Source organism: Kitasatospora sp. NPDC028055, from assembly GCF_040637885.1.
GTDB lineage: Bacteria > Actinomycetota > Actinomycetes > Streptomycetales > Streptomycetaceae > Kitasatospora.
The window spans coordinates 1-19,014 of sequence record NZ_JBEZXE010000006.1 but is presented as its reverse complement, the minus strand read 5'-3'; the positions used below and the strand labels follow the sequence as shown (position 1 = coordinate 19,014).

Sequence of the window (19,014 nt, the reverse complement as noted above, 5' to 3'; positions counted from 1 at the left end):
CCGGTCAGTCGTCCTGGTCCTCGCCCTGGTCGTCGCCGTCGCCTGCCCGGGTGCCGGTGGGCCGGGCGAAGGCCTGGTGGGCCTCGGCCGCCGGGGCGTCGGTGCCGGGGACCAGGTTGCCGCTGGTCGAGTCGAACACCAGGGTGTTCCCGGCGGCGGACACGAACGGGGCGTTGGACGAGCCGTTGCCGGGCGAGCCGTCCGGCGCGGTGGTGACCCGCTCGGTGCGGCCGGTGCGCAGGTCCTGGCGGTAGACGTCCCAGCCCGGGTGTTGGGGGCCCGGCACCAGGTTGTCGGCGGCGGAGTCGAAGTAGAGCCAGCGGTTGTCGGCGGTGATCGAGCCGTGCCCGGAGGAGCCGACCGAGGTGGTCCCGGGCAGGCCGCCGCTCACCTTCCGCACGGCGCCCGTCCGCAGGTCCCGCACGTGCAGCACGGTGTGGTACCGGTGGCCGCCGGTGGAACCGCCGGGCTCGGGCAGGGAGTAGACGGCGTACCGGCCGTCCGGGCTGACGGTGGCGTCGAAGTCCGCGTCGGCGAGCTTGCCGTCGGTGTCGTAGCTGGCGGGCGTGAGCCTCCCGGAGGCCGCGTCCCAGGTGTAGTAGACGGCGGTGGTCGGCCGGGCCAGGGCCAGCTCCGGCGCCACGCCGGGGGCGGTGGGGGCCGCCGGGGCGGGGGTCGGCCCGGCCGGCAGCAGCTCGGAGAGCGAGCCGAAGCCGATGGTGCGTCCGTTCGCGCTGATGGTCGGGCGGAAGGAGGTGCTCTCCCCCGGCTTGCCGGCCGTGTCCCGGGAGATCAGCCGGGTGGTGTGGGTGCGGCGGTCGGTGAGGTAGACGTTGATCTTCCAGGTGTACGGCCTGGCCAGCGAGGGCGCGGACGCGGCCCCGGGCAGGGCCCCGGGTGCGGGGTCCACCACGGTCGGGTCGAGGTCCGTCCGGGAGGACACGTAGACCACGTACCGGCCGTCGGCGCTGATCTGCGGCGCGTAGGAGGCGTGGAACTGGTCGGTGTCGGTGGCCGTGAGCCCGCCGCTGACCAGCTCGGTGCGGCCGGTCCTGCGGTCCCGGAGGTACACCTCGGTGCGGCCCTTGACCTGCATGCCGGGCACCACGTTGTCGGCGTTGCTCTCGAAGGCGACGTAGCGGCCGTCGGCGTTGATCGCGGCCTGGTCGGTCCAGCCGTTCAGCGCCTCGCCCGCGTCGGAGAGGTTGACCCGCTCGGTGCGGCCGGTGCGCAGGTCCCGTACGTAGGCGTCGCGCCCGCCCACGGTGGGCTGGGGCACCAGGTTCTTGGCCCAGGAGGTGAACAGGGCGTAGCGGCCGTCCGCGCTGACGCCCTGGCTCCAGGACTGGTCGTCGGGGTCGGCGCCGTTCACCCCGGTGCTGATCCGGACGGTGCCGCGCAGCGCCGGGTCGGCCTGGGCGGGGGCGGCGGTGACGGCGAGTGCGACGGCGGCCGCCAGCACGCTGCCGGCGCCCAGCAGCCGGCGGTCACGGATGGTCCGGGTGGCCCGGATGGCCCGGGTGTTCCGAGTGGTACGGGTCATGAGCTCAGTCCCCTCTGTTCGCCCGGCCGGGCTCCCTCCCGGCGGCGGGCTCTCGACCGAGCCAATCGGCCGGGAGGCCCGGCGGTCAACGGCCCGGGGTGATGTCGGCGGAAAATCCACCAACGAGCCCGTGCCGCAGGGCAGCAGGCCGACACCGTCCCGCCCGATTCCGTCGCCCTCCCCCACCCGCCGGCCGACAATTCGCTCGCACCGGCGGGCCGTCGGCGACCAGGATGTCGGCATGACCGAACTCACCCCGCGGGTGGACCCGCCGATGGCCGCCGACGAGGCCGCCATGCTCACCTCCTGGCTCGACTACCACCGCAGCACGCTCGCCCTGAAATGCGCGGGCCTGACCGACGACCAGCTGCGGCTGCGCTCCGTCCCGCCGTCCTCGCTCTCGCTGCTCGGCCTGGTCCGGCACATGGCCGAGGTGGAACGGCACTGGTTCCAGGGCGTCCTGCTGGGCGCGGAGGTCGCCACCGGCCACTACTGGACCGAGGCGGACCCGGACGGCGACTTCGACAACGTGGCCACCGCCGACGTCGCGGCGGACTTCGCCACCTGGCGCGCCGAGATCGAGGCCGCCCGCCGGGCCGCGGCCGGTCTGCCGCTGGACACCGTCGGCAAGCGGCCGCGCCACGGCCAGGAGGTGACGCTCCGCTGGATCCTGGTCCACATGATCGAGGAGTACGCGCGACACAACGGTCACGCGGATTTGTTGCGCGAACTGGTGGACGGTTCGACCGGCGAGTGAAATCGTTTCCGCATTGTTGACAGAAGGTCAATTGGGCGGTGACCGCTACCGATATGGTCTACGCGCGCAACCGTACGGCGCTGTGCCGCGTCGCTCTCTTTGCCCGGGTCCGCCCGGGTTTCCGGCACGGCACGACTCTTACGGGGGCCGCGAACGGGCACGGGACCGGTGAACAGTGCGATACTCGGACAGTTCCGTCGAGTGGATGACGTGTCAAGAAGGACACTCACCCCCGGGGGACCAGACGGGACGAGGCAGGGAGGCGCGGCATGGGAGCACTTCGCGACGAGCACCACAACGGGTGGCTGATGCCCTCCGGGAACTACCCGGCCGCGGTGTACGACGACGAGTGGGTGGATCAGGAGACGGTGCCGGCCGTCCCCGCGCCCGCGAAGATCGTCTCCCTGCGGCCGACGGGCTTCGAGGCGGCCCGTACGGTCGGTGAGCACATCCGGGCCTCCATCCCCGTGGTGATGGACCTCACCGAGATGGACGAGGCCGAGGCCAAGCGCATGGTCGACTTCGCCTCCGGGCTGATCTTCGGCACCCGGGGCGGCATCGAGCGGATCGCCCGCCGGGTGTTCCTGCTCACCCCGGCGGACGTCGAGGTGATGGTGATCGACCGGCCGATCGACGACACCGGGTTCTACAACCAGAGCTGAGCGCAGCGGAGCGGGCCGTTTCGGCCCACCTCCACCCCGACCGGGGACGGCACCCGCCGCCCCCGGTTTTTTGCTGCCCCTCGGCTGGTCGCCGACATCGCAGTTGAGATCCCCGCGGTAAAAGTGAGACACGGATGTCTCACTTGCCCTAGACTCGTTGCATGGCCACCGACCGCGACACCGTTCTGGAAGCCGCCGTCGGCGTGCTGTCCCGCCGCCCCACCGCCCACCTGGACGAGATCGCCCGCGCCGCGGGCATCAGCCGGGCCACCCTGCACCGGCTGTTCCCCGGCCGCGACGCACTGATCCGCGAGGTCGGCCTGCGCGGCCTGCAGCGCTTCGCCGCCGCCCTGGACACCGCCGCCACCGAGCAGGGCGACGCCCAGGCCGCGCTGCGCCGCCTGGTGGACGCCGCCGTCCCGGACGCCATGCTCTGCGCCTTCCTGGCCGGCGAGAACCAGCTCTACGACCACGCCGACATCAACGACCTCTGGGAGGTCCAGATCGACCGGCTGCACGCGCTCTTCCTGCGCGGGCAGCGCGAGGGCGTCTTCCGGATCGAGCTGAGCGCCGCCTGGCTGAGCGAGGCCTTCTTCGACCTGGTGGCCGGTATCGGCTGGGCCATCCAGGACGGCCGGCTCGCCCCGCGCGACGCCGCCTTCTCGCTCGCCGAGCTCTTCCTCGGCGGCGCGCTGCGCCGGCCGGAGGCCCCTGCACCCGTCGCCACGCCCGTCGCCACCACCCCCGTCGCCACCACCGCCGTCGCGACGACCCACAGCACCTCGGACCGGAAACCGGAAACCGATACACCATGAGCACCCCCGCCCCGACCACCCGCCAGCGCTGGACCGGCCTCGCCGTCCTGGTGCTGGCCGTCACCGTGGTCGCCCTCGACGCGACCGTGCTGTCCCTCGCCATTCCGTCCATCAGCGAGACGCTGCGCCCCAGCGGCACCCAGCTGCTCTGGATCGGCGACTCCTACTCCTTCGTACTGGCCGGCCTGCTGGTCAGCATGGGTGCCCTGAGCGACCGGATCGGCCGCAAGAAGCTGCTGCTGACGGGCGCCGCCGCCTTCGGCGCGGCCTCCCTGCTGGCCGCGTACGCGCCGGGCCCGGGTTGGCTGATCCTGGCCCGCGCGCTGCTCGGCGTCGCCGGGGCGACGATCATGCCCTCCACTCTGTCCCTGATCCGCAGCCTCTTCCCGGACGACCGGGAGCGGGCCACCGCGATCGGCATCTGGGGCGCGGCCGCCACCGCCGGTGCCGCGCTCGGGCCGGTGGTCGGCGGGCTGCTGCTGGAGCACTTCTGGTGGGGCTCGGTGTTCCTGCTGAACATCCCGGTGCTGCTCCTGCTGCTGGCGCTCGGCGCCTGGCTGCTGCCGGAGTCCAGGGACCCGGAGCCGGGCCGCTGGGACGTGCTGAGCGTCGGGCTGTCGATGGCCGGGGTGATCGGCGTGGTCTACGCGATCAAGGAGGCCGCCGCGCACGGCGTGGCCCGCTGGGACGTCCCGGTCACCTTCCTGCTCGGCGCCGCCGCGCTCACCCTGTTCGTCCGCCGCCAGCTGCGGCTGGAGACCCCGCTGCTGGACGTCCGGCTGTTCCGCGACCGGCGGTTCACCGCCGCCGTCACGGCCTCGCTGATCTCCCTGGTCGGCCTGTCCGGCGTGATCTTCGTGGTCTCCCAGTACCTCCAGCTGGTGCGCGGCTACGAGCCGCTCCAGGCGGGCCTGGCGGAGCTGCCGGCCTTCGCCGGCTCGGTGGCGGGCGGGCTGCTCACCGCCCGGATCGCCCGGCGCTTCGGCGCGCGCAAGGCGCTGACCGTCAGCCTGCTGGCGATGGGCCTGGCGGCGGGCGCGCTGGGCTGGCTCCAGCAGGACACCACCTACCTGGTGCTGGCGGTCTCCTTCCTGGTCACCGGCACCGCGGAGGGCGTGGTCTACACCCTCGGCGCCGACCTGGTGCTGAGCGCCGCGCCCGCCGACAAGGCCGGGGCCGCCTCGGCGGTCTCCGAGACCGCGTACGAGCTGGGCACCGCGCTCGGCATCGCACTGGTCGGCTCGGTGGTCGGCTCGATCTACGCGAACGGGCTGACCGTCCCGGCCGGCGCCTCCCCGGAGGTCGCCGCCCGGGCCGGGGAGTCGCTGGGCGCGGCCGTCGAGACGGCGGACGGGCTGTCGCCGGACCTCGCCCAGCCGCTGCTGGCGAGCGCCAGGGACGCCTTCGTGCACGGCATGAACAGCGCCGGGCTGCTGGCCGGGGTGCTGCTGGTCGGCGCGGGCCTGCTGGCCTGGCTGCTGCTGCGCGGGCTGTCCGCCCCGACGGCGGCCGAGCCGGTCACCGCAGGGCCGGTCGCTGCAGGGCCGGTCGCCGCCGGGCCGGAGCAGCCGGAGACGGCGGAGCACGCGGAGCACGCGGAGAACGCGGACAAGCCGCACGTGCCCGCGTGAGGAAACGCGAGAACGGTCGTTCCCCGTTACGGGAACGACCGTTCTCGCGCGTTCGGGCAGCGCCTAGGAGACCCCGAAGGGCAGCTCCAGCTCGGCCCAGACCACCTTGCCGTCCCGGGTCAGCCGACTGCCCCAGCGCTGGGCGAGTTCGCTGACCAGGAACATCCCGCGCCCGCCCTCGTCCTGCTCCGCGAAGGGGCGCAGCTGCGGGGTCGCGCCGCCAGCGTCGGAGACCTCGACGGTGAGCACCCGGTCGCGGAACAGCCGCAGCCGGCGCGGTGCCTCGGCGTGCAGCAGGGCGTTCGTGACCAGTTCGCTGACCAGCAGTTCGGCGTAGTCGGAGACCGCGGTCAGGCCCCAGGCGTCCAGGGTGGCCCGGGTGAAGCGGCGGGCCTTGCCGGGGAGCTTGCCGCCGCCGGTGAGCGGCAGGGTGGCGATCCGGTCGGCGGGCACCGGCAGCGCCCGGGCCATGATCATCGCGATGTCGTCCTCGGTGCCGTCGGTGACCAGGGCGCCGATCACCGCGTCGCAGCTCTCCTCCAGCGTCCGGCCGGGCCCGGCCAGGGTGCGGGCCAGCAGGTCGATGCCGTGGTCCAGGTCCTGGCCGCGCCGCTCCACCAGTCCGTCGGTGTAGAGGGCGAGCAGGGTGCCCTCGGGGAGGGTGAAGCCGATGGACTCGAAGGCGACCCCGCCGACGCCCAGCGGGACGCCGGGCGGCACCTCGATCCGGCGGGCGGTGCCGTCGGTGCCGACCCAGACCGGCGGCAGGTGCCCGGCCGAGGCGACCTGGACGGTGCGCTCCAGCGGGTCGTAGACGGCGCAGATGCAGGTGGCGAACTGGCCCTCGCCGATCCCCGAGGCGGTCTCGTCCAGCCGGGTGAGCACCTGCTCGGGCGGCATGTCCAGGGTGGCCAGGGTGCGGGCGACGGTGCGCAGCTGGCCCATGGTGGCGGCGGCCCGGATGCCGTGGCCCATCACGTCGCCGACCACCAGGGCGACCCGCCCGCAGGAGAGCGGCACCACGTCGAACCAGTCGCCGCCGACCTCGCTGACCACGCTGCTGGGCAGGTAACGGTAGGCGATCTCCAGGCCGAGGGTGCGGTGGATCTCCTGCGGCAGCAGGCTGCGCTGGAGGGTGAGGGCGGTCTCCCGCTCCCGGCGGTAGAGCCGGGCGTTGTCCAGGGCCAGGGCGGTGCGGGCGACGAGTTCCTCGGCGAGCGCGACGTCGGCGTCGTTGAACGGCTCGGGGTTGCGCATCCGGATGAACTCGGAGCCGCCGAGGACCATGCCCCGGGCGGTGATCGGCACCATCAGGTACGAGTGGATGCCGGCGGCCATCCCGGGGGCGACCCGGTCCTCGCTGGAGACCAGGCCCCGCAGCACCTCCTCGTCCACGTGGGCGCGCAGCAGCGGCCGTCCGCTGCGAAGGCACTGGGTGTAGCTGCGGTCGGGGGCGTACTCGGAGGTCTCGCCGACGACGTCCACGGCGTGCGCCAGGCCGGTGTCGTAGTTCTCGCCGACGGCGACGGCGCGCAGGGTGACGGAGCGGTCGGAGGGGATCGGGGTGGGCTCGGCCCCGCGCAGTACCGGTTCCAGCAGGTCGACGGTGGCGAAGTCGGCGAACCGGGGGACGACCGCCTCGATGAGTTCCTCGGCGGTGCGCTGGAGGTCGAGGGTGGTGCCGATCCGGGCGGTGGCCTCGGCGATGGTGGCGAGCCGTTCCTGGGCCCGGGCGGCCCGGGCCTCGGCCTGGAAGCGTTCGGTGACGTCGATGATCGAGGAGCAGACGCCGAAGACCCGGCCGGTGGAGTCCTCCAGCCGGAAGTAGGAGGCGGACCAGGCGCGGTCCCGCTTGGGGTCGCCCGGGACGCGGCCGTGCGAGCGGGCGTCCACCACGGGCTTGCCGGTCTTGAGGACCTGTCTCATGGTCTGTTCGATCTCGGCGGTGTTGATGCCGGGCAGGACGGCGGATATCCGGCGGCCGAGGTGGGCGGCGGCCGGGACGCCGTTCATCCGGGCCAGCGCCTCGTTGATCCGGACGTAGCGCAGGTCGCAGTCGTAGACGGCCATGCCGATCGGGGAGCGGCCGAAGACGCCGTCCAGCACCGCGAGGTCGGCCTCGATGGCGTGCAGGGCCTGGGTGTCGGAGGCGGTGGCGAGCAGCAGCAGGGTGCCGGCCGGTCCGGCGATCGGGTAGGTGCGGAACTCCAGCTCCACCCGGTGGCCGTCGCGGTGGCGGACCGGGAAGACGAAGGAGGCGCCGCTGCCGGACATGATCCGCTGGAACAGGCCGAGCACCGCGGGCCGGTCGGTCTCGTCGGTGAGCAGCCGGGCGGCGTAGCTGCCGACGGCCTCCTCAGCGGAGTAACCGAGCAGCGCCTCGGCGTCCTCGCTCCAGTGCAGGATCAGGCCGTCGCTCTGCAGCAGGGCCGTGGCGAGCGGGACGAGGCGGTGACCCTCCGGACGTACGGGATCGCCGCTCGGCGCGGGGCCGGCGGCGGCGGTCGCGTCGCACTCGTGTCCGTGCATTCAGGCAGCACCCCGGTTCGGCTCGTTCCCGGCCGGATGGGCCTCGCGGTCGGTGCCGGCCGGGGTTCTTCTCCAGACTGCACGGACATCGGCCGCCCGGCGACCCCTTGGTCGGGGGCCGTCCGGTCGCTCGGTTGTACGGGCGTCATGGGCGTACCGGCCGCAGCGTACTCTCCAGAACGCCTGCCCACTGCCGGATCACTCCGGAACGTCGAAGGCTGTCGTCGGTGAGCAGATTGGCCAGGCCGAGTCCGCGGGCGAGGTCCAGGGTGGCCTGCACCGATTCGCGCACACCCGGGCGGGTCTCGTCGGCGTCCAGGAACTCCACGGCGGCCCGGTGGGCCTCCCGGCCGACGTGGCCCTCCAGCGCGACGATCCGCTCGCGCAGCCCGTCCTCGGTGGCGGCGGCGGTCCACAGGTGCAGGGCGGCCCGGAACAGCGGGCCGGTGTAGAGGCGGACGATCAGGTCGACCACGGCCCGGGTCCGGTCGGGGCCGGCGGCCGGCAGCTCGTCCGCGTGGGCGCGGACGGCCGCCAGCCGCTCGGCGGTGACGTGCTCGACGGCCGCGGTGAAGAGGTCCTCGCGGGTCGGGAAGTGGTGCTGGGCGGCGCCCCGGGAGACGCCGGCCCGTTCGGCGACCACGGTGACGGTGGAGCCCTGCCAGCCGAGCTCGGCCAGGCAGTCCACGGCGGCCGCGAGCAACCGGGCCCTGGTCGCTCGGCTGCGGTCCTGCTGGGGGGTGCGGACGGCGGGGTGGCTGGTCATGGCGGGTGGCGGTTCCTGTGTCGATGGGGTCTGTTCCGGTCGGGGCGCGGCGGGTCGGGGCGCGGCGGGTCGGGGCGCCGCGGGTCGATCCTCACAGACGGGCCGCGCCCGCCGGCCGCCCGGGCCCTGGTCGGCGGGTCTCAGCGGGCGGCCTCGCGGGCGGCCTCGCGGGCGCGCAGTTCACGGCGGAGGATCTTGCCGGCCGCGGACTTGGGGACGGCGTCCACGAACTCCACCGCGCGCACCTTCTTGTAGGGGGCGACGTGCCCGGCCACGTACCCGGTGACCTCCTCCGCGGTGAGCCCGCTGCCGGGGGCACGGACCACGAAGGCCTTGGGACACTCCGTCCCGTCGGCGTCCCGGACGCCGATCACGGCGGCGTCGGCGATCTGCGGGTGGCCGAGCAGGACGGCCTCCAGCTCGGCGGGGGCGACCTGGTACCCCTTGTACTTGATCAGCTCCTTGACCCGGTCGACGACGAACAGGTAGCCGCGCCCGTCCACGTAGCCGATGTCGCCGGTGTGCAGCCAGCCCTCGGCGTCGACCATGGCGGCGGTGTCGGAGGGGCGGCCGAAGTAGCCCTTCATCACCTGGGGGCCGCGGATCAGCAGCTCGCCCGGCTCCCCCGGCCCGAGGTCCGCGCCGGAGCCGTCCAGGGCGATGACCCGCAGTTCGGTGGAGGGGACCATCCGGCCGACCGAGCCGGGCACCGGGTCGCGCTCCGTCGGGGAGACGACGTGGGTGACCGGGGACAGCTCGGTCATCCCGTAGCCCTGGAGCAGGTGCGGCAGGCCCAGGCGGCGGGCACAGGCCTCGGCGAGATCGTGGTCCAGCGGGGCGGCCGCGCACAGCAGGTACTCGACCGAGGAGAGGTCGAAGTCGGCCACCACCGGGTGCTTGGCCAGCGCGAGCACGATCGGCGGCGCGACCACCAGGCCCTGCACCCGGTGCCGCTCGACCGCACCGCAGAACTGCTCCAGGTCGAAGCGGGGCAGCACGACCACGGTGGCGCCGCACCGCAGCGGCTGGTTGAGCAGGGCCGTCAGCCCGTAGATGTGGAAGAACGGGAGCACCGCGAGCACCCGTTCGCCGACGGAGGGGCGGTAGAGGGCGTCGGTCTGGGCCAGGTTGGTGGCCATCGAGCGGTGGGTGAGCATCACCCCCTTGGGCAGTCCGGTGGTGCCGCTGGAGTACGGCAGCACGGCGACGTCCTCGCCCGGGTCGATCGCGGGCTCCGGGGCGGGGCCGGTGGCGGCCAGCAGGTCGGCGAGCGAGCGGTGGCCCTCGGCGCCGTCCAGCACGATGACCTCGACCGGCGGGCGGCCGTCGGCGGCCAGCAGCTCGGCGGCGGCGCGGGCGGTCGCCAGGAACGGGGAGACGGTGATCAGGCAGCGGGCGGCGCTGTCCGCGAGCTGGCCGGCCAGCTCGCGGGCGGTGCTGAGGGAGGACACCGTGGTCACGGTGGCACCGGCCCGGCTGGCGCCGTAGTAGGCCATCGGGTAGCTGACCGAGTTGGGGCTGAACAGGGCCACCACGTCGCCCTTGCCCACCCCCGTCTCCGCCAGTCCGGCGGCGACCCGCTCGACGGAGGCGGCCAGCCGCGCGTAGCTGACCTGCTCCCCGGTGAGGCCGTCGATCAGGGCCGGCCGGTCGCCGTACTCGGCGGCGGCGGCGAGCACCGCGTCATGGATCGGCAGGTCGACGACGGGGACGTCCGGGAACTCGCTACGGAACACCAAGGCATGCCTCCAGCAAGGAAGTTGATGCAGCAACCAAATCGGCGAGCGGGTGGTACGGGGCGCGTTCAGGAGCATACGGACAGTGCGGGGCGGGACTGGGCCATTGTGGGGAACCGGGGCCGGGGCAGGCGTGGCGCAGTTGCTCCGGAGGGCGCTCGATCGGACGGTGTGCTCCTCGGCCGCCCGCCCGGGTGCGGCCCCCCGGAACCTGGAGCGCCCCTGTGAGATCGACCTCCGTCCCCGTGCCGTCCGCCTCCCTGCCGTCCGCCCGTCGTCTGCTCGCCGCCGCCGGCGTCTCGGTCGTGCTCGCCCTGGGCGGAGCCCCGGCCGCACTGGCCGCGCCGGGCGACAACGGCGACGTCAAGGTGCACGACAGCACCACCGCGGTGAGTGACACCCGCGACGACCCCAAGGTCTGCCGCTTCTACTTCGACGCCTTCAACTTCGACACCATCCAGGAGGTCAACTGGACGGTCCATCAGCAGCCGCCGACCGGCACCGCCCAGGTGCTGGCCGGGTCGATCATCCTGGTCGGCGGCACCGGGCACACCGGCGACTTCACCCTCCCGGACGGGCACTACAAGCTCGAATGGACGTTCGTCGGTGAGAACGGCGCGGCGAAGCAGAAGGTCTTCGACGTCTCCTGCGCCACCTCGTCACCGTCCCCGTCACCCTCGCCCTCCTCCTCGCCGTCGCCGTCCGCGTCACCCAGCAGCTCGCCCTCGCACTCGCCCGGCCACTCGCCCAGCCACTCGCCCGGCGGCAGCCCGCACGGCGGGGTGGGCACCGGTGGCGGCGGCACCTCCGGGCCCGACACCGCCGAGGTGCTCGGCGGACTCGCGCTGGTCCTCGGCGCCGGCGGACTGGGCGTCCGCGCGATGCGCCGCCGCTCCGGGCGCAATGCCGAGTCCTGACCGCGCCACCCGCGCGCCGCGCGGCGGCTCCGGCCCCTGGCGGGCCGGGGTCGCCGCGCTCGCGTTGGCGGCGTGCGGCGCCTGGCTGGTGCACGACGGCTCCACCGGCCGCAACGGGCCGCCACTGCCGCCGGCCCCCGCCGCCGTGCCCGCCGCCCCGGCGCCCGCGGCGCCGTCGGCGACCGCCCGGCCGAGCCCGGGGCCGCCCGCCCACCCGCCGCTGCCGCCCTCGGTGCCGACCCGGGTCCGGATCCCCTCGATCAAGGTCGACGCCCCGGTCACCGGCCTCGGGCTGACCGCCGCCCAGCAGCTGAACACCCCGCCGATGGACCAGCGCAACCTGGCCGGCTGGTACCGGGACGGCACCACACCCGGCGCCGCCGGGAACGCGCTCGTCGTCGGCCACGCCGACAACCACACCGGACCGGCCGTCTTCTACCGGCTCGGACTGCTGCGCCCCGGCGACACCGTCGAGGTGGCCCGCAAGGACCGGCGCACCGCGGTGTTCACCGTGGACGAGGTCCGGGTCTTCCCCAAGCAGGGCTTCCCGGACGCCCTGGTCTACGGCCCCACCGAGCGGGCCGAGCTGCGGCTGATCACCTGCGGCGGGAAGTTCGACCGGCGCACCGGGTACGAGGCCAACACGGTGGTGTTCGCGCACCTGACCGGCGTGCGGTGACGACGGCGCGCTGCGATGGCGGCCGCGCGCCCCTCCGTACCGACGCTCGCCAGGACTGCTCGGCAGGGCTGCTCAGTACGACTTGGGCAGGCCCAGGGTGTGCTGGGCGACGAAGTTGAGCACCATCTCCCGGCTCACCGGGGCGACCCGGCCGACCCGGGTGGCGGCCAGCAGCGCGCCCAGGCCGTACTCCTGGGTGAGGCCGTTGCCGCCCAGGGTCTGCACCGCCTGGTCGACGGTGCGGGCGGCGGCCTCCCCGGCCGCGTACTTGGCCATGTTGGCGGCCTCCCCGGCGGCCAGGTCCTCGCCCGCGTCGTAGAGCAGCCCCGCCTTCTGGGTCATCAGCCGGGCCAGCTCGATCTCCACCGCGCACTGGGCCAGCGGGTGCGCCAGGCCCTGGTGGGCGCCGATCGGGGTGGACCAGACGGTGCGGGTCTTCGCGTACTCCACGGCCTTGCCGAGCGCCTGCCGGGCCAGCCCGAGGGAGAAGGCGGCGGTCAGGATGCGCTCCGGGTTGAGGCCCGCGAACAGCTGGAGCAGGCCCGCGTTCTCGTCGCCGACCAGGGCGTCGGCGGGCAGCCGGACGTCGTCCAGGAAGACCTGGAACTGCTTCTCGGGGGCGACCAGCTCCATCGGGATCGCCCGGTACTCGAAGCCGGGGATGTCCCGGGGGACGACGAACAGACAGGGCTTGAGCTTGCCCGTACGGGCGTCCTCGGTGCGGGCCACGAAGAGCACGGCGTCGGAGTGGTCGATGCCGGAGACGAACACCTTGCGGCCGGTCAGCAGCCAGTCCTCGCCGTCCCGGCGGGCGACCGTGGAGATCCGGTGCGAGTTGCTGCCCGCGTCCGGCTCGGTGATGCCGAAGGCCATCTTGCGGCTGCCGTCGGCCAGTCCGGGCAGCCAGCGCCGCTTCTGCTCCTCGGTGCCGTACCGGGCTATCACCGTGCCGCAGATCGCCGGGGAGACGATCAGCAGCAGCAACGGGCAGCCCGCGGTGCCGAGTTCCTCCAGGACGATGGCGAGGTCGCTGATGCCGCCGCCTCCGCCGCCGTACTCGGCGGGCAGGTTGACGCCCAGGTAGCCGGCCTTGCCGGCCTCCGCCCACAGCTCCTCGGCGGGCTCGCCGGCCCGGGCCTTGGCCAGGTAGTAGGCGGAGCCGTAGCGGCGGCCGAGGTCGCCGACGGCCTTGCGCAGGGCGGTGCGTTCGGGGGTTTCGAGGAGCTGACTGCCGATGGCCGACATGCGTGGTCCTTCCGCGGTGCGGGTGGTCGGGCGGTACTCAGGCTTCTTCGGGGGACTTGACGACGGCGAGCAGGGCGCCGAGCCGGACCTGCTGGCCCGGGGTGACGCGCAGTTCCACCAGGGTGCCGTCGGCCGGGGCGGTGACGCGGTGCTCCATCTTCATCGCCTCCAGCACCAGCAGCGGCTGGCCCGCTGCCACGGTGTCGCCGACGGCGGCGGTGGTGCGCAGGACGGTACCGGGCATCGGGGCGAGCAGGGCGCCCGGGTCGCTCTGGGCGGTGGGGTCGGGGAAGCGCGGCAGCACGGTGAGCGCGGTGCTGCCGGTCGGGGAGTCGACGTACACCTGGTCCCCGTAGCGGGCCACCTCGTAGCGTCGCTGCACCTCGCCCTCGCGCAGCAGGACGAACCCGGCCCCGGCCTCGACGAGTTCGACGTCCGGGTGGTCCACGGCCTCCAGGCCGCCCCTGGTCCGGCGGTAGCGGACCTCCAACTCGCCGCCGTCGGACGCCCGGTAGCGCTTGGACTGGGGCTGGGAGGGCAGGTTGCGCCAGCCGGACGGCAGCGCCGTGCCGCGCTCGGCCGCGTCGGCGAGGGCGGCGGCCAGGGCGGCCCGCCCGGCGCCCCCGGCCTCGGGGGCGAGCAGCTCGGCCGCGTGCTCGGCCAGGAAGCCGGTGTGCAGCCGCCCGGCCAGGAAGGCCGGGTGCCGCAGCGCGCGGACCAGCAACTCCCGGTTGGTGGAGGGCCCGTGGATCCGGGCCCGGGCCAGCGCGTCGGCCAGCTTCCGGGCCGCGGCGGCCCGGGTCGGCGCCCGGACGATCACCTTGGCGAGCATCGCGTCGTAGTGCGGGCTGATCTCGCTGCCGGCCTCCACCCCGGAGTCCAGCCGCAGTTCGGAGTCGATCCGGAGTCCGGAGTCCAGCCGCGCCCCGGAGTCCAGCCGCAGTCCAGTGCCGCCGAACTCGTGGTGCTCCGAGGTCAGTTCGAGGCGGTGCAGGGTGCCGGTCGCGGGCTGCCAGTCCTTGGCCGGGTCCTCGGCGTACAGCCGGGCCTCGATCGCGTGCCCGGTGCTCGGCGGCGGCCCGCCCGCGGGCAGCTCCTCGCCCTCGGCCACGGCGAGTTGGAGCGCGACCAGGTCCAGACCGGTGACCGCCTCGGTGACCGGGTGCTCGACCTGGAGCCGGGTGTTCATCTCCAGGAAGTAGAACCGGCCGTCCCCGGTGAGCAGGAACTCGGCGGTGCCGGCGCCGACGTAGCCGATCGCCCTGGCTGCGTCCGCGGCCGCGGCGTGCAACGCGGCCCGCACCTGCGGCGGCAGGCCGGGGGCCGGGGCCTCCTCGATCACCTTCTGGTGCCGCCGCTGCAGGGAGCAGTCGCGGTCGCCCACCGCCCACACCGCGCCGTGGGCGTCGGCCAGCAGCTGCACCTCCACGTGCCGGCCGCTGGGCAGGTAGCGCTCGCAGAACACCTCGTCCGAGCCGAAGGCCTTGGCCGCCTCGGCCCGGGCCGCCGCCAGCTCGGCGGGCAGGTCCGCCAGCCGTTCGACCACCCGCATGCCGCGGCCGCCGCCGCCCGCCGCCGCCTTCACCAGCACCGGCAGGTCGGCCTCGGTCGGCTCGGCCAGCGCGCCCAGCACCGGCACCCCGGCCTCGGCCATCAGGCGCTTGGCGGCCGTCTTGGAGCCCATCGCGGCGATCGCGGCCGGTGGCGGGCCGACCCACAGCAGGCCGGCGTCCAGCACGGCCCGGGCGAACTCCGCGCTCTCCGACAGGAATCCGTACCCCGGGTGGACGGCGTCCGCCCCCGCCCGCAGCGCGGCCCGGACGATCAGTTCGCCGCGCAGGTAGGTGTCCGCGGGCGCGGCGCCGGGCAGCCGCACGGCCGCGTCCGCCTCCCGTACGTGCGGGGCGCCGGCGTCCGGGTCCGAGTGGACGGCGGTGGTCGCGATGCCGAGCTCCCGGCAGGTGCGGAACACCCGGCGGGCGATCTCGCCGCGGTTGGCGACCAGCAGGTTGGTGATCATCTGACCTCTCACATCCGGAAGACGCCGTAGCCACGCGCGCCCTCGACCGGCGCGTTGTGGATCGCGGACAGACACAGGCCCAGCACCGTACGGGTGTCGCGCGGGTCGATCACACCGTCGTCGTACAGCCGGCCGGACAGGAAGACCGGCAGCGACTCCGCCTCGATCTGCTGCTCGACCATCGCCCGGATCGCCGCGTCCGCGTCCTCGTCGTACGGCTGCCCCTTCGCCGCGGCCGACTGGCGGGCCACGATCGAGAGCACCCCGGCGAGCTGCTGCGGGCCCATCACCGCGGACTTGGCACTCGGCCAGGAGAACAGGAAGCGCGGCTCGTAGGCCCGGCCGCACATGCCGTAGTGGCCCGCCCCGTAGGAGGCGCCGAGCAGTACCGACAGGTGCGGGACCTTGGAGTTCGAGACGGCGTTGATCATCATCGCGCCGTGCTTGATGATGCCGCCCTGCTCGTAGTCCCGGCCGACCATGTAGCCGGTGGTGTTGTGCAGGAACAGCAGCGGGGTGTTCCGCTGGTTCGCCAACTGGATGAACTGGGCGGCCTTCTGGGACTCCGCGCTGAACAGCACCCCCTGGGCGTTGGCCAGGACGCCCACCGGGTAGCCGTGCAGCCGGGCCCAGCCGGTGGCCAGGCTGGTGCCGTACAGCGGCTTGAACTCGTCGAAGTCGGAGCCGTCGACGATCCGGGCGATCACCTCGCGTGGGTCGAAGGGCACCTTGAGGTCACCCGGGACGATGCCCAGCAGCTCCTCCTCGTCGTACTTCGGCGGCTCGGCGGCGCTGTCCGGGTCCGGGCCCGGCTTGCGGTGCTCCAGCCGGGCGACGATCCGGCGGGCGATCCGCAGCGCGTCCGCCTCGTCCACCGCGAAGTGGTCGGCCAGGCCGGAGCTGCGGGCGTGCATCTCGGCGCCGCCCAGCGACTCGTCGTCGGCCTCCTCGCCGGTCGCCATCCTCACCAGCGGCGGGCCGCCGAGGAACACCTTGGCGCGCTCCTTGACCAGCACGGTGTGGTCCGACATCCCCGGCACGTAGGCGCCGCCGGCCGTCGAGTTGCCGAACACCACGGCCACGGTGGGGATCCCGGCCGCCGAGAGCCTGGTCAGGTCGCGGAACAGGGCGCCGCCCGGGATGAAGATCTCCTTCTGGCTGGGCAGGTCCGCCCCGCCGGACTCGACCAGGTTCACCAGCGGGAGCCGGTTCTGCAGCGCGATCTCGTTGGCCCGCAGAGCCTTCCGCAGCGTCCACGGGTTGCTGGCGCCGCCGCGCACCGTCGGGTCGTTGGCGGTGATCACGCACTCCACGCCCTCGACCACCCCGATGCCGGTGACCAGCGCGGCGCCCACCGGGTGGTCACTGCCCCAGGCCGCCAGCGGGGAGAGCTCCAGGAACGGCGAGTCCTGGTCCACCAGCAGCTCGATCCGCTCCCGGGCCAGCAGCTTGCCCCGCCTGCGGTGGCGCTCCACGTACTTGGGGCCGCCGCCGGCCAGCGCCTTGGCGTGCTCGGCGTCCAGCTCCGCCAGCTTGGCGACCATCGCGGCACGGTGCTCCGCGTACTCGGGCCCGGCCGGGTCGACGCGGGTGGGCAGGACGGTCACAGCAGGGCCTCCGGAATGTCGAGGTGGCGCGAGCGCAGCCACTCCCCCAGGGCCTTCGCCTGCGGGTCGAAGCGGTGCTGGGCGGCGACGCCCTCGCCGAGCAGGCCGGTGAGGGTGAAGTTGACGGCCCTGAGGTTCGGCAGCAGGTGCCGGGCGACGGGCAGCTCGGCGGTCTCGGGGAGCAGTTCACGCAGCCGGTCGACGGTGAGGGTGTGCGCCAGCCAGCGCCAGGCGTCCTCGGTGCGGGCCCAGACGCCCAGATTGGCGTCGCCGCCCTTGTCGCCGCTGCGGGCGCCGAGCACCCGGCCGAGCGGGGCGCGGCGGGTCGGGCCCGGGGGCAGGGGTGCGGGCAACTCGTGCTCCACGGCGGCCACTTGGCCGGTGACGGGGGCGGGGGCGGGCGGGACGGCGATCCGGCGACCGTCCGGCAGGACGGCGGTGTGCTCGACCAGCTCGGCGTCCACGTACGCGGCGGTGAACACCCCGTACGGGGCGCCCGGGCCGGGCGGGGCGGTGAGGTGGAAGCCCGGGTACCCGGCGAGGCCCAACTCCACCGCGGCCTTGCCGAGTTCACGGCCGACCTTGGCCGGATCCCGGTCCCGGGCGGTCAGCCGGAGCAGGGCGGACGCGGCCTCCTCGGTGTCGGCGTCCGGATGGTCGGTGCGGGCGAGGGTCCAGCGCAGCTCGGCCGGACGGACCTCGGGCGGCAGGGCGGCGGCGAACTGCCGTCGCACCAGGGCGGCCTTGGCCTCGATGTCCAGGCCGGTCAGCACGAAGACCACCTCGTTGCGGTGGCCGCCCAGCCGGTTCAGGCCGACCTTGAGGGTCGGCGGCGGGGCCTCGCCGCGCACGCCGTCGATCCGCACCCGGTCCGGGCCCTCCTCGGTGAGCCGCACGGAGTCCAGCCGGGCGGTCACGTCGGGGCCGAGGTAGTGCGCTCCGCCGGTCTCGTACAGGAGTTGGGCGGTGACCGTGCCGATCGTGACGGCCCCGCCCGTCCCGGGGTGCTTGGTGATCACGCTGGAGCCGTCGGCGTGCAGTTCGGCCAGCGGGAAGCCCGGGCGGTCCACGTCGTGCTCGCCGAAGAAGGCGTAGTTGCCGCCGGTCGCCTGCGCCCCGCACTCCAGCACGTGCCCGGCCACCACCGCCCCGGCCATGGCGTCCAACTCGCCCGGGCCCCAACCGAAGTGGGCGATCGCCGGGCCGGCCACCAGTGCGGCGTCCGTCACCCGCCCGGCCACCACCACGTCCGCCCCCGCTCCGAGACAGGCGGCGATGCCGAACCCGCCCAGGTAGGCATTGGCGGCCAACAGGCCGTCGGGCAGGCCGAGTTCCTCCCGGCGCGGCAGCAGGTCGTCGCCCTCGACGTGGCCGACGGCGGTCGGCACGCCGAGGCGCTGCGCCAACTCCCGCAACCGCTCCGCGAGTCGGGCCGGATTGAGGCCCCCCGCGTTCACCACGATCCGGACACCCCGGTCCCGGGCCAGGCCCAGGCACTCCTCCATCTGCCGCAGGAACGTCCGGGCGTACCCGAGCGACGGATCCCGCAGCCGGTCCCGCGCCAGGATCAGCATGGTCAACTCGGCGAGGTAGTCCCCGGTGAGCACGTCCAGCGGCCCACCCGTCAGCATCTCCCGCACCGCCGCGAACCGGTCCCCGTAGAACCCCGAGGCATTGCCGACCCGCAGCACCGATCCTCCGCGCACCAAAGCGCCTCCCCTACCGGCCTGTTGACGCCACCCGTCACGAGCGCCGTCGGGCAGCAGCGTGGCACCGGGCCGAGAAAAAAGCAATCATGCCTGCTTGTTTTTCCGCCGCACGGGAGCCTGCGCGCCGGCTCTCGGTTTCGGCCGCCGGGGGCTCTGTTCGGGCCAGTCATCCGGGAACGCGGCCCCTGGACCGCCCGCCGGGACGATGCTGTGGGTGCTGCCCCGCGTGGCCGCACGGCCACGGGAGACGGCCCGCCCGACCGAGATACTAGGGCCCGTCTTCAAACCCCCGTCGTTCGCCCAGAGGGCGGGCGGGGCGGCGTTGGGGTGCGTGCATCGCAAGGCGGAGGAGGGAGCCCAATGCAGCGCATTGGCGACCGACGACAACGCGGCGAGGT

The 19,014-nt window shown here is 74.3% G+C and carries 14 protein-coding genes; 6 read left to right on the top strand and 8 right to left on the bottom strand.

The window, feature by feature from the left end:
* Positions 1-4: 4 nt before the first annotated feature.
* Entirely contained in the window at positions 5-1,543 is a 1,539-nt protein-coding gene (locus AB0F71_RS09770; RefSeq protein ID WP_360230421.1) for a hypothetical protein, read from the bottom strand.
* A gap of 241 nt (positions 1,544-1,784) precedes the next feature.
* Here AB0F71_RS09770 and AB0F71_RS09765 point away from each other — a divergent pair, with 241 nt between their 5' ends.
* The 4 genes from AB0F71_RS09765 to AB0F71_RS09750 all read left to right on the top strand — a co-directional run bounded on the left by AB0F71_RS09765 (position 1,785) and on the right by AB0F71_RS09750 (position 5,408).
* Complete coding sequence (locus AB0F71_RS09765) at positions 1,785-2,300, top strand: DinB family protein (RefSeq protein WP_360230419.1); 516 nt, start codon at positions 1,785-1,787, stop codon at positions 2,298-2,300.
* Positions 2,301-2,569: 269 nt separating this feature from the next.
* A complete protein-coding gene (sepF, locus tag AB0F71_RS09760) occupies positions 2,570-2,962 on the top strand; it encodes a cell division protein SepF (protein WP_360230417.1) in 393 nt (130 codons plus the stop codon).
* 161 nt (positions 2,963-3,123) lie between these two features.
* Positions 3,124-3,777, top strand: coding sequence for a TetR/AcrR family transcriptional regulator (locus tag AB0F71_RS09755; protein WP_360230415.1), 654 nt, complete (start codon positions 3,124-3,126; stop codon positions 3,775-3,777).
* The gene (locus AB0F71_RS09750; protein WP_360230413.1) at positions 3,774-5,408 is read left to right on the top strand and encodes an MFS transporter; all 1,635 of its coding nucleotides are present in this window, start codon (positions 3,774-3,776) and stop codon (positions 5,406-5,408) included. The genes AB0F71_RS09755 and AB0F71_RS09750 overlap by 4 nt, the downstream gene beginning before the upstream one ends.
* Before the next feature lie 63 nt (positions 5,409-5,471).
* Here the strand turns inward: AB0F71_RS09750 and AB0F71_RS09745 are convergent, their stop codons facing one another.
* The 3 genes from AB0F71_RS09745 to AB0F71_RS09735 all read right to left on the bottom strand — a co-directional run bounded on the left by AB0F71_RS09745 (position 5,472) and on the right by AB0F71_RS09735 (position 10,442).
* Positions 5,472-7,937 carry a SpoIIE family protein phosphatase gene (locus tag AB0F71_RS09745; protein WP_360230411.1) on the bottom strand — a complete coding sequence of 822 codons (2,466 nt, stop codon included), beginning with the start codon at positions 7,935-7,937 and terminating at the stop codon, positions 5,472-5,474.
* A 145-nt stretch (positions 7,938-8,082) separates the two neighbouring features.
* A complete protein-coding gene (locus AB0F71_RS09740) occupies positions 8,083-8,703 on the bottom strand; it encodes a TetR/AcrR family transcriptional regulator (RefSeq protein WP_360230409.1) in 621 nt (206 codons plus the stop codon).
* 140 nt (positions 8,704-8,843) lie between these two features.
* The gene (locus tag AB0F71_RS09735; RefSeq protein WP_360230407.1) at positions 8,844-10,442 is read right to left on the bottom strand and encodes a 4-coumarate--CoA ligase family protein; all 1,599 of its coding nucleotides are present in this window, start codon (positions 10,440-10,442) and stop codon (positions 8,844-8,846) included.
* 221 nt (positions 10,443-10,663) lie between these two features.
* On the opposite strand from AB0F71_RS09735, the gene AB0F71_RS09730 reads away from it, so the two are divergent.
* Together AB0F71_RS09730 and AB0F71_RS09725 are read left to right on the top strand one after the other, a co-directional pair.
* A complete protein-coding gene (locus AB0F71_RS09730; RefSeq protein WP_360230405.1) occupies positions 10,664-11,356 on the top strand; it encodes a hypothetical protein in 693 nt (230 codons plus the stop codon).
* Complete coding sequence (locus AB0F71_RS09725) at positions 11,343-12,035, top strand: class F sortase (protein ID WP_360230403.1); 693 nt, start codon at positions 11,343-11,345, stop codon at positions 12,033-12,035. Before AB0F71_RS09730 ends, AB0F71_RS09725 begins: the two co-directional genes overlap by 14 nt.
* Positions 12,036-12,107: 72 nt before the next feature.
* Here AB0F71_RS09725 and AB0F71_RS09720 read toward each other — a convergent pair whose 3' ends face one another.
* The 4 genes from AB0F71_RS09720 to AB0F71_RS09705 are packed head-to-tail and all read right to left on the bottom strand — an operon-like array spanning position 12,108 to position 18,613.
* Positions 12,108-13,280, bottom strand: coding sequence for an acyl-CoA dehydrogenase family protein (locus AB0F71_RS09720; protein ID WP_360230401.1), 1,173 nt, complete (start codon positions 13,278-13,280; stop codon positions 12,108-12,110).
* 37 nt (positions 13,281-13,317) lie between these two features.
* The gene (locus tag AB0F71_RS09715; protein ID WP_360230399.1) at positions 13,318-15,300 is read right to left on the bottom strand and encodes a biotin carboxylase N-terminal domain-containing protein; all 1,983 of its coding nucleotides are present in this window, start codon (positions 15,298-15,300) and stop codon (positions 13,318-13,320) included.
* A gap of 8 nt (positions 15,301-15,308) precedes the next feature.
* Entirely contained in the window at positions 15,309-16,907 is a 1,599-nt protein-coding gene (locus AB0F71_RS09710; RefSeq protein ID WP_360230397.1) for a carboxyl transferase domain-containing protein, read from the bottom strand.
* Positions 16,904-18,613 (bottom strand): acyclic terpene utilization AtuA family protein, encoded by a 1,710-nt coding sequence (locus tag AB0F71_RS09705; protein ID WP_360230395.1) that lies wholly within the window; start codon positions 18,611-18,613, stop codon positions 16,904-16,906. Before AB0F71_RS09705 ends, AB0F71_RS09710 begins: the two co-directional genes overlap by 4 nt.
* Positions 18,614-19,014 lie beyond the last annotated feature (401 nt).

Bases quoted from the DNA above. Each gene is read 5' to 3' on its own strand.
- AB0F71_RS09770 (WP_360230421.1), bottom strand. From the start codon at position 1,543: ATGACCCGTACCACTCGGAACACCCGGGCCATCCGGGCCACCCGGACC.
- AB0F71_RS09765 (WP_360230419.1), top strand. From the start codon at position 1,785: ATGACCGAACTCACCCCGCGGGTGGACCCGCCGATGGCCGCCGACGAG.
- sepF (WP_360230417.1), top strand. From the start codon at position 2,570: ATGGGAGCACTTCGCGACGAGCACCACAACGGGTGGCTGATGCCCTCC.
- AB0F71_RS09755 (WP_360230415.1), top strand. From the start codon at position 3,124: ATGGCCACCGACCGCGACACCGTTCTGGAAGCCGCCGTCGGCGTGCTG.
- AB0F71_RS09750 (WP_360230413.1), top strand. From the start codon at position 3,774: ATGAGCACCCCCGCCCCGACCACCCGCCAGCGCTGGACCGGCCTCGCC.
- AB0F71_RS09745 (WP_360230411.1), bottom strand. From the start codon at position 7,937: ATGCACGGACACGAGTGCGACGCGACCGCCGCCGCCGGCCCCGCGCCG.
- AB0F71_RS09740 (WP_360230409.1), bottom strand. From the start codon at position 8,703: ATGACCAGCCACCCCGCCGTCCGCACCCCCCAGCAGGACCGCAGCCGA.
- AB0F71_RS09725 (WP_360230403.1), top strand. From the start codon at position 11,343: ATGCCGAGTCCTGACCGCGCCACCCGCGCGCCGCGCGGCGGCTCCGGC.
- AB0F71_RS09720 (WP_360230401.1), bottom strand. From the start codon at position 13,280: ATGTCGGCCATCGGCAGTCAGCTCCTCGAAACCCCCGAACGCACCGCC.
- AB0F71_RS09715 (WP_360230399.1), bottom strand. From the start codon at position 15,300: ATGATCACCAACCTGCTGGTCGCCAACCGCGGCGAGATCGCCCGCCGG.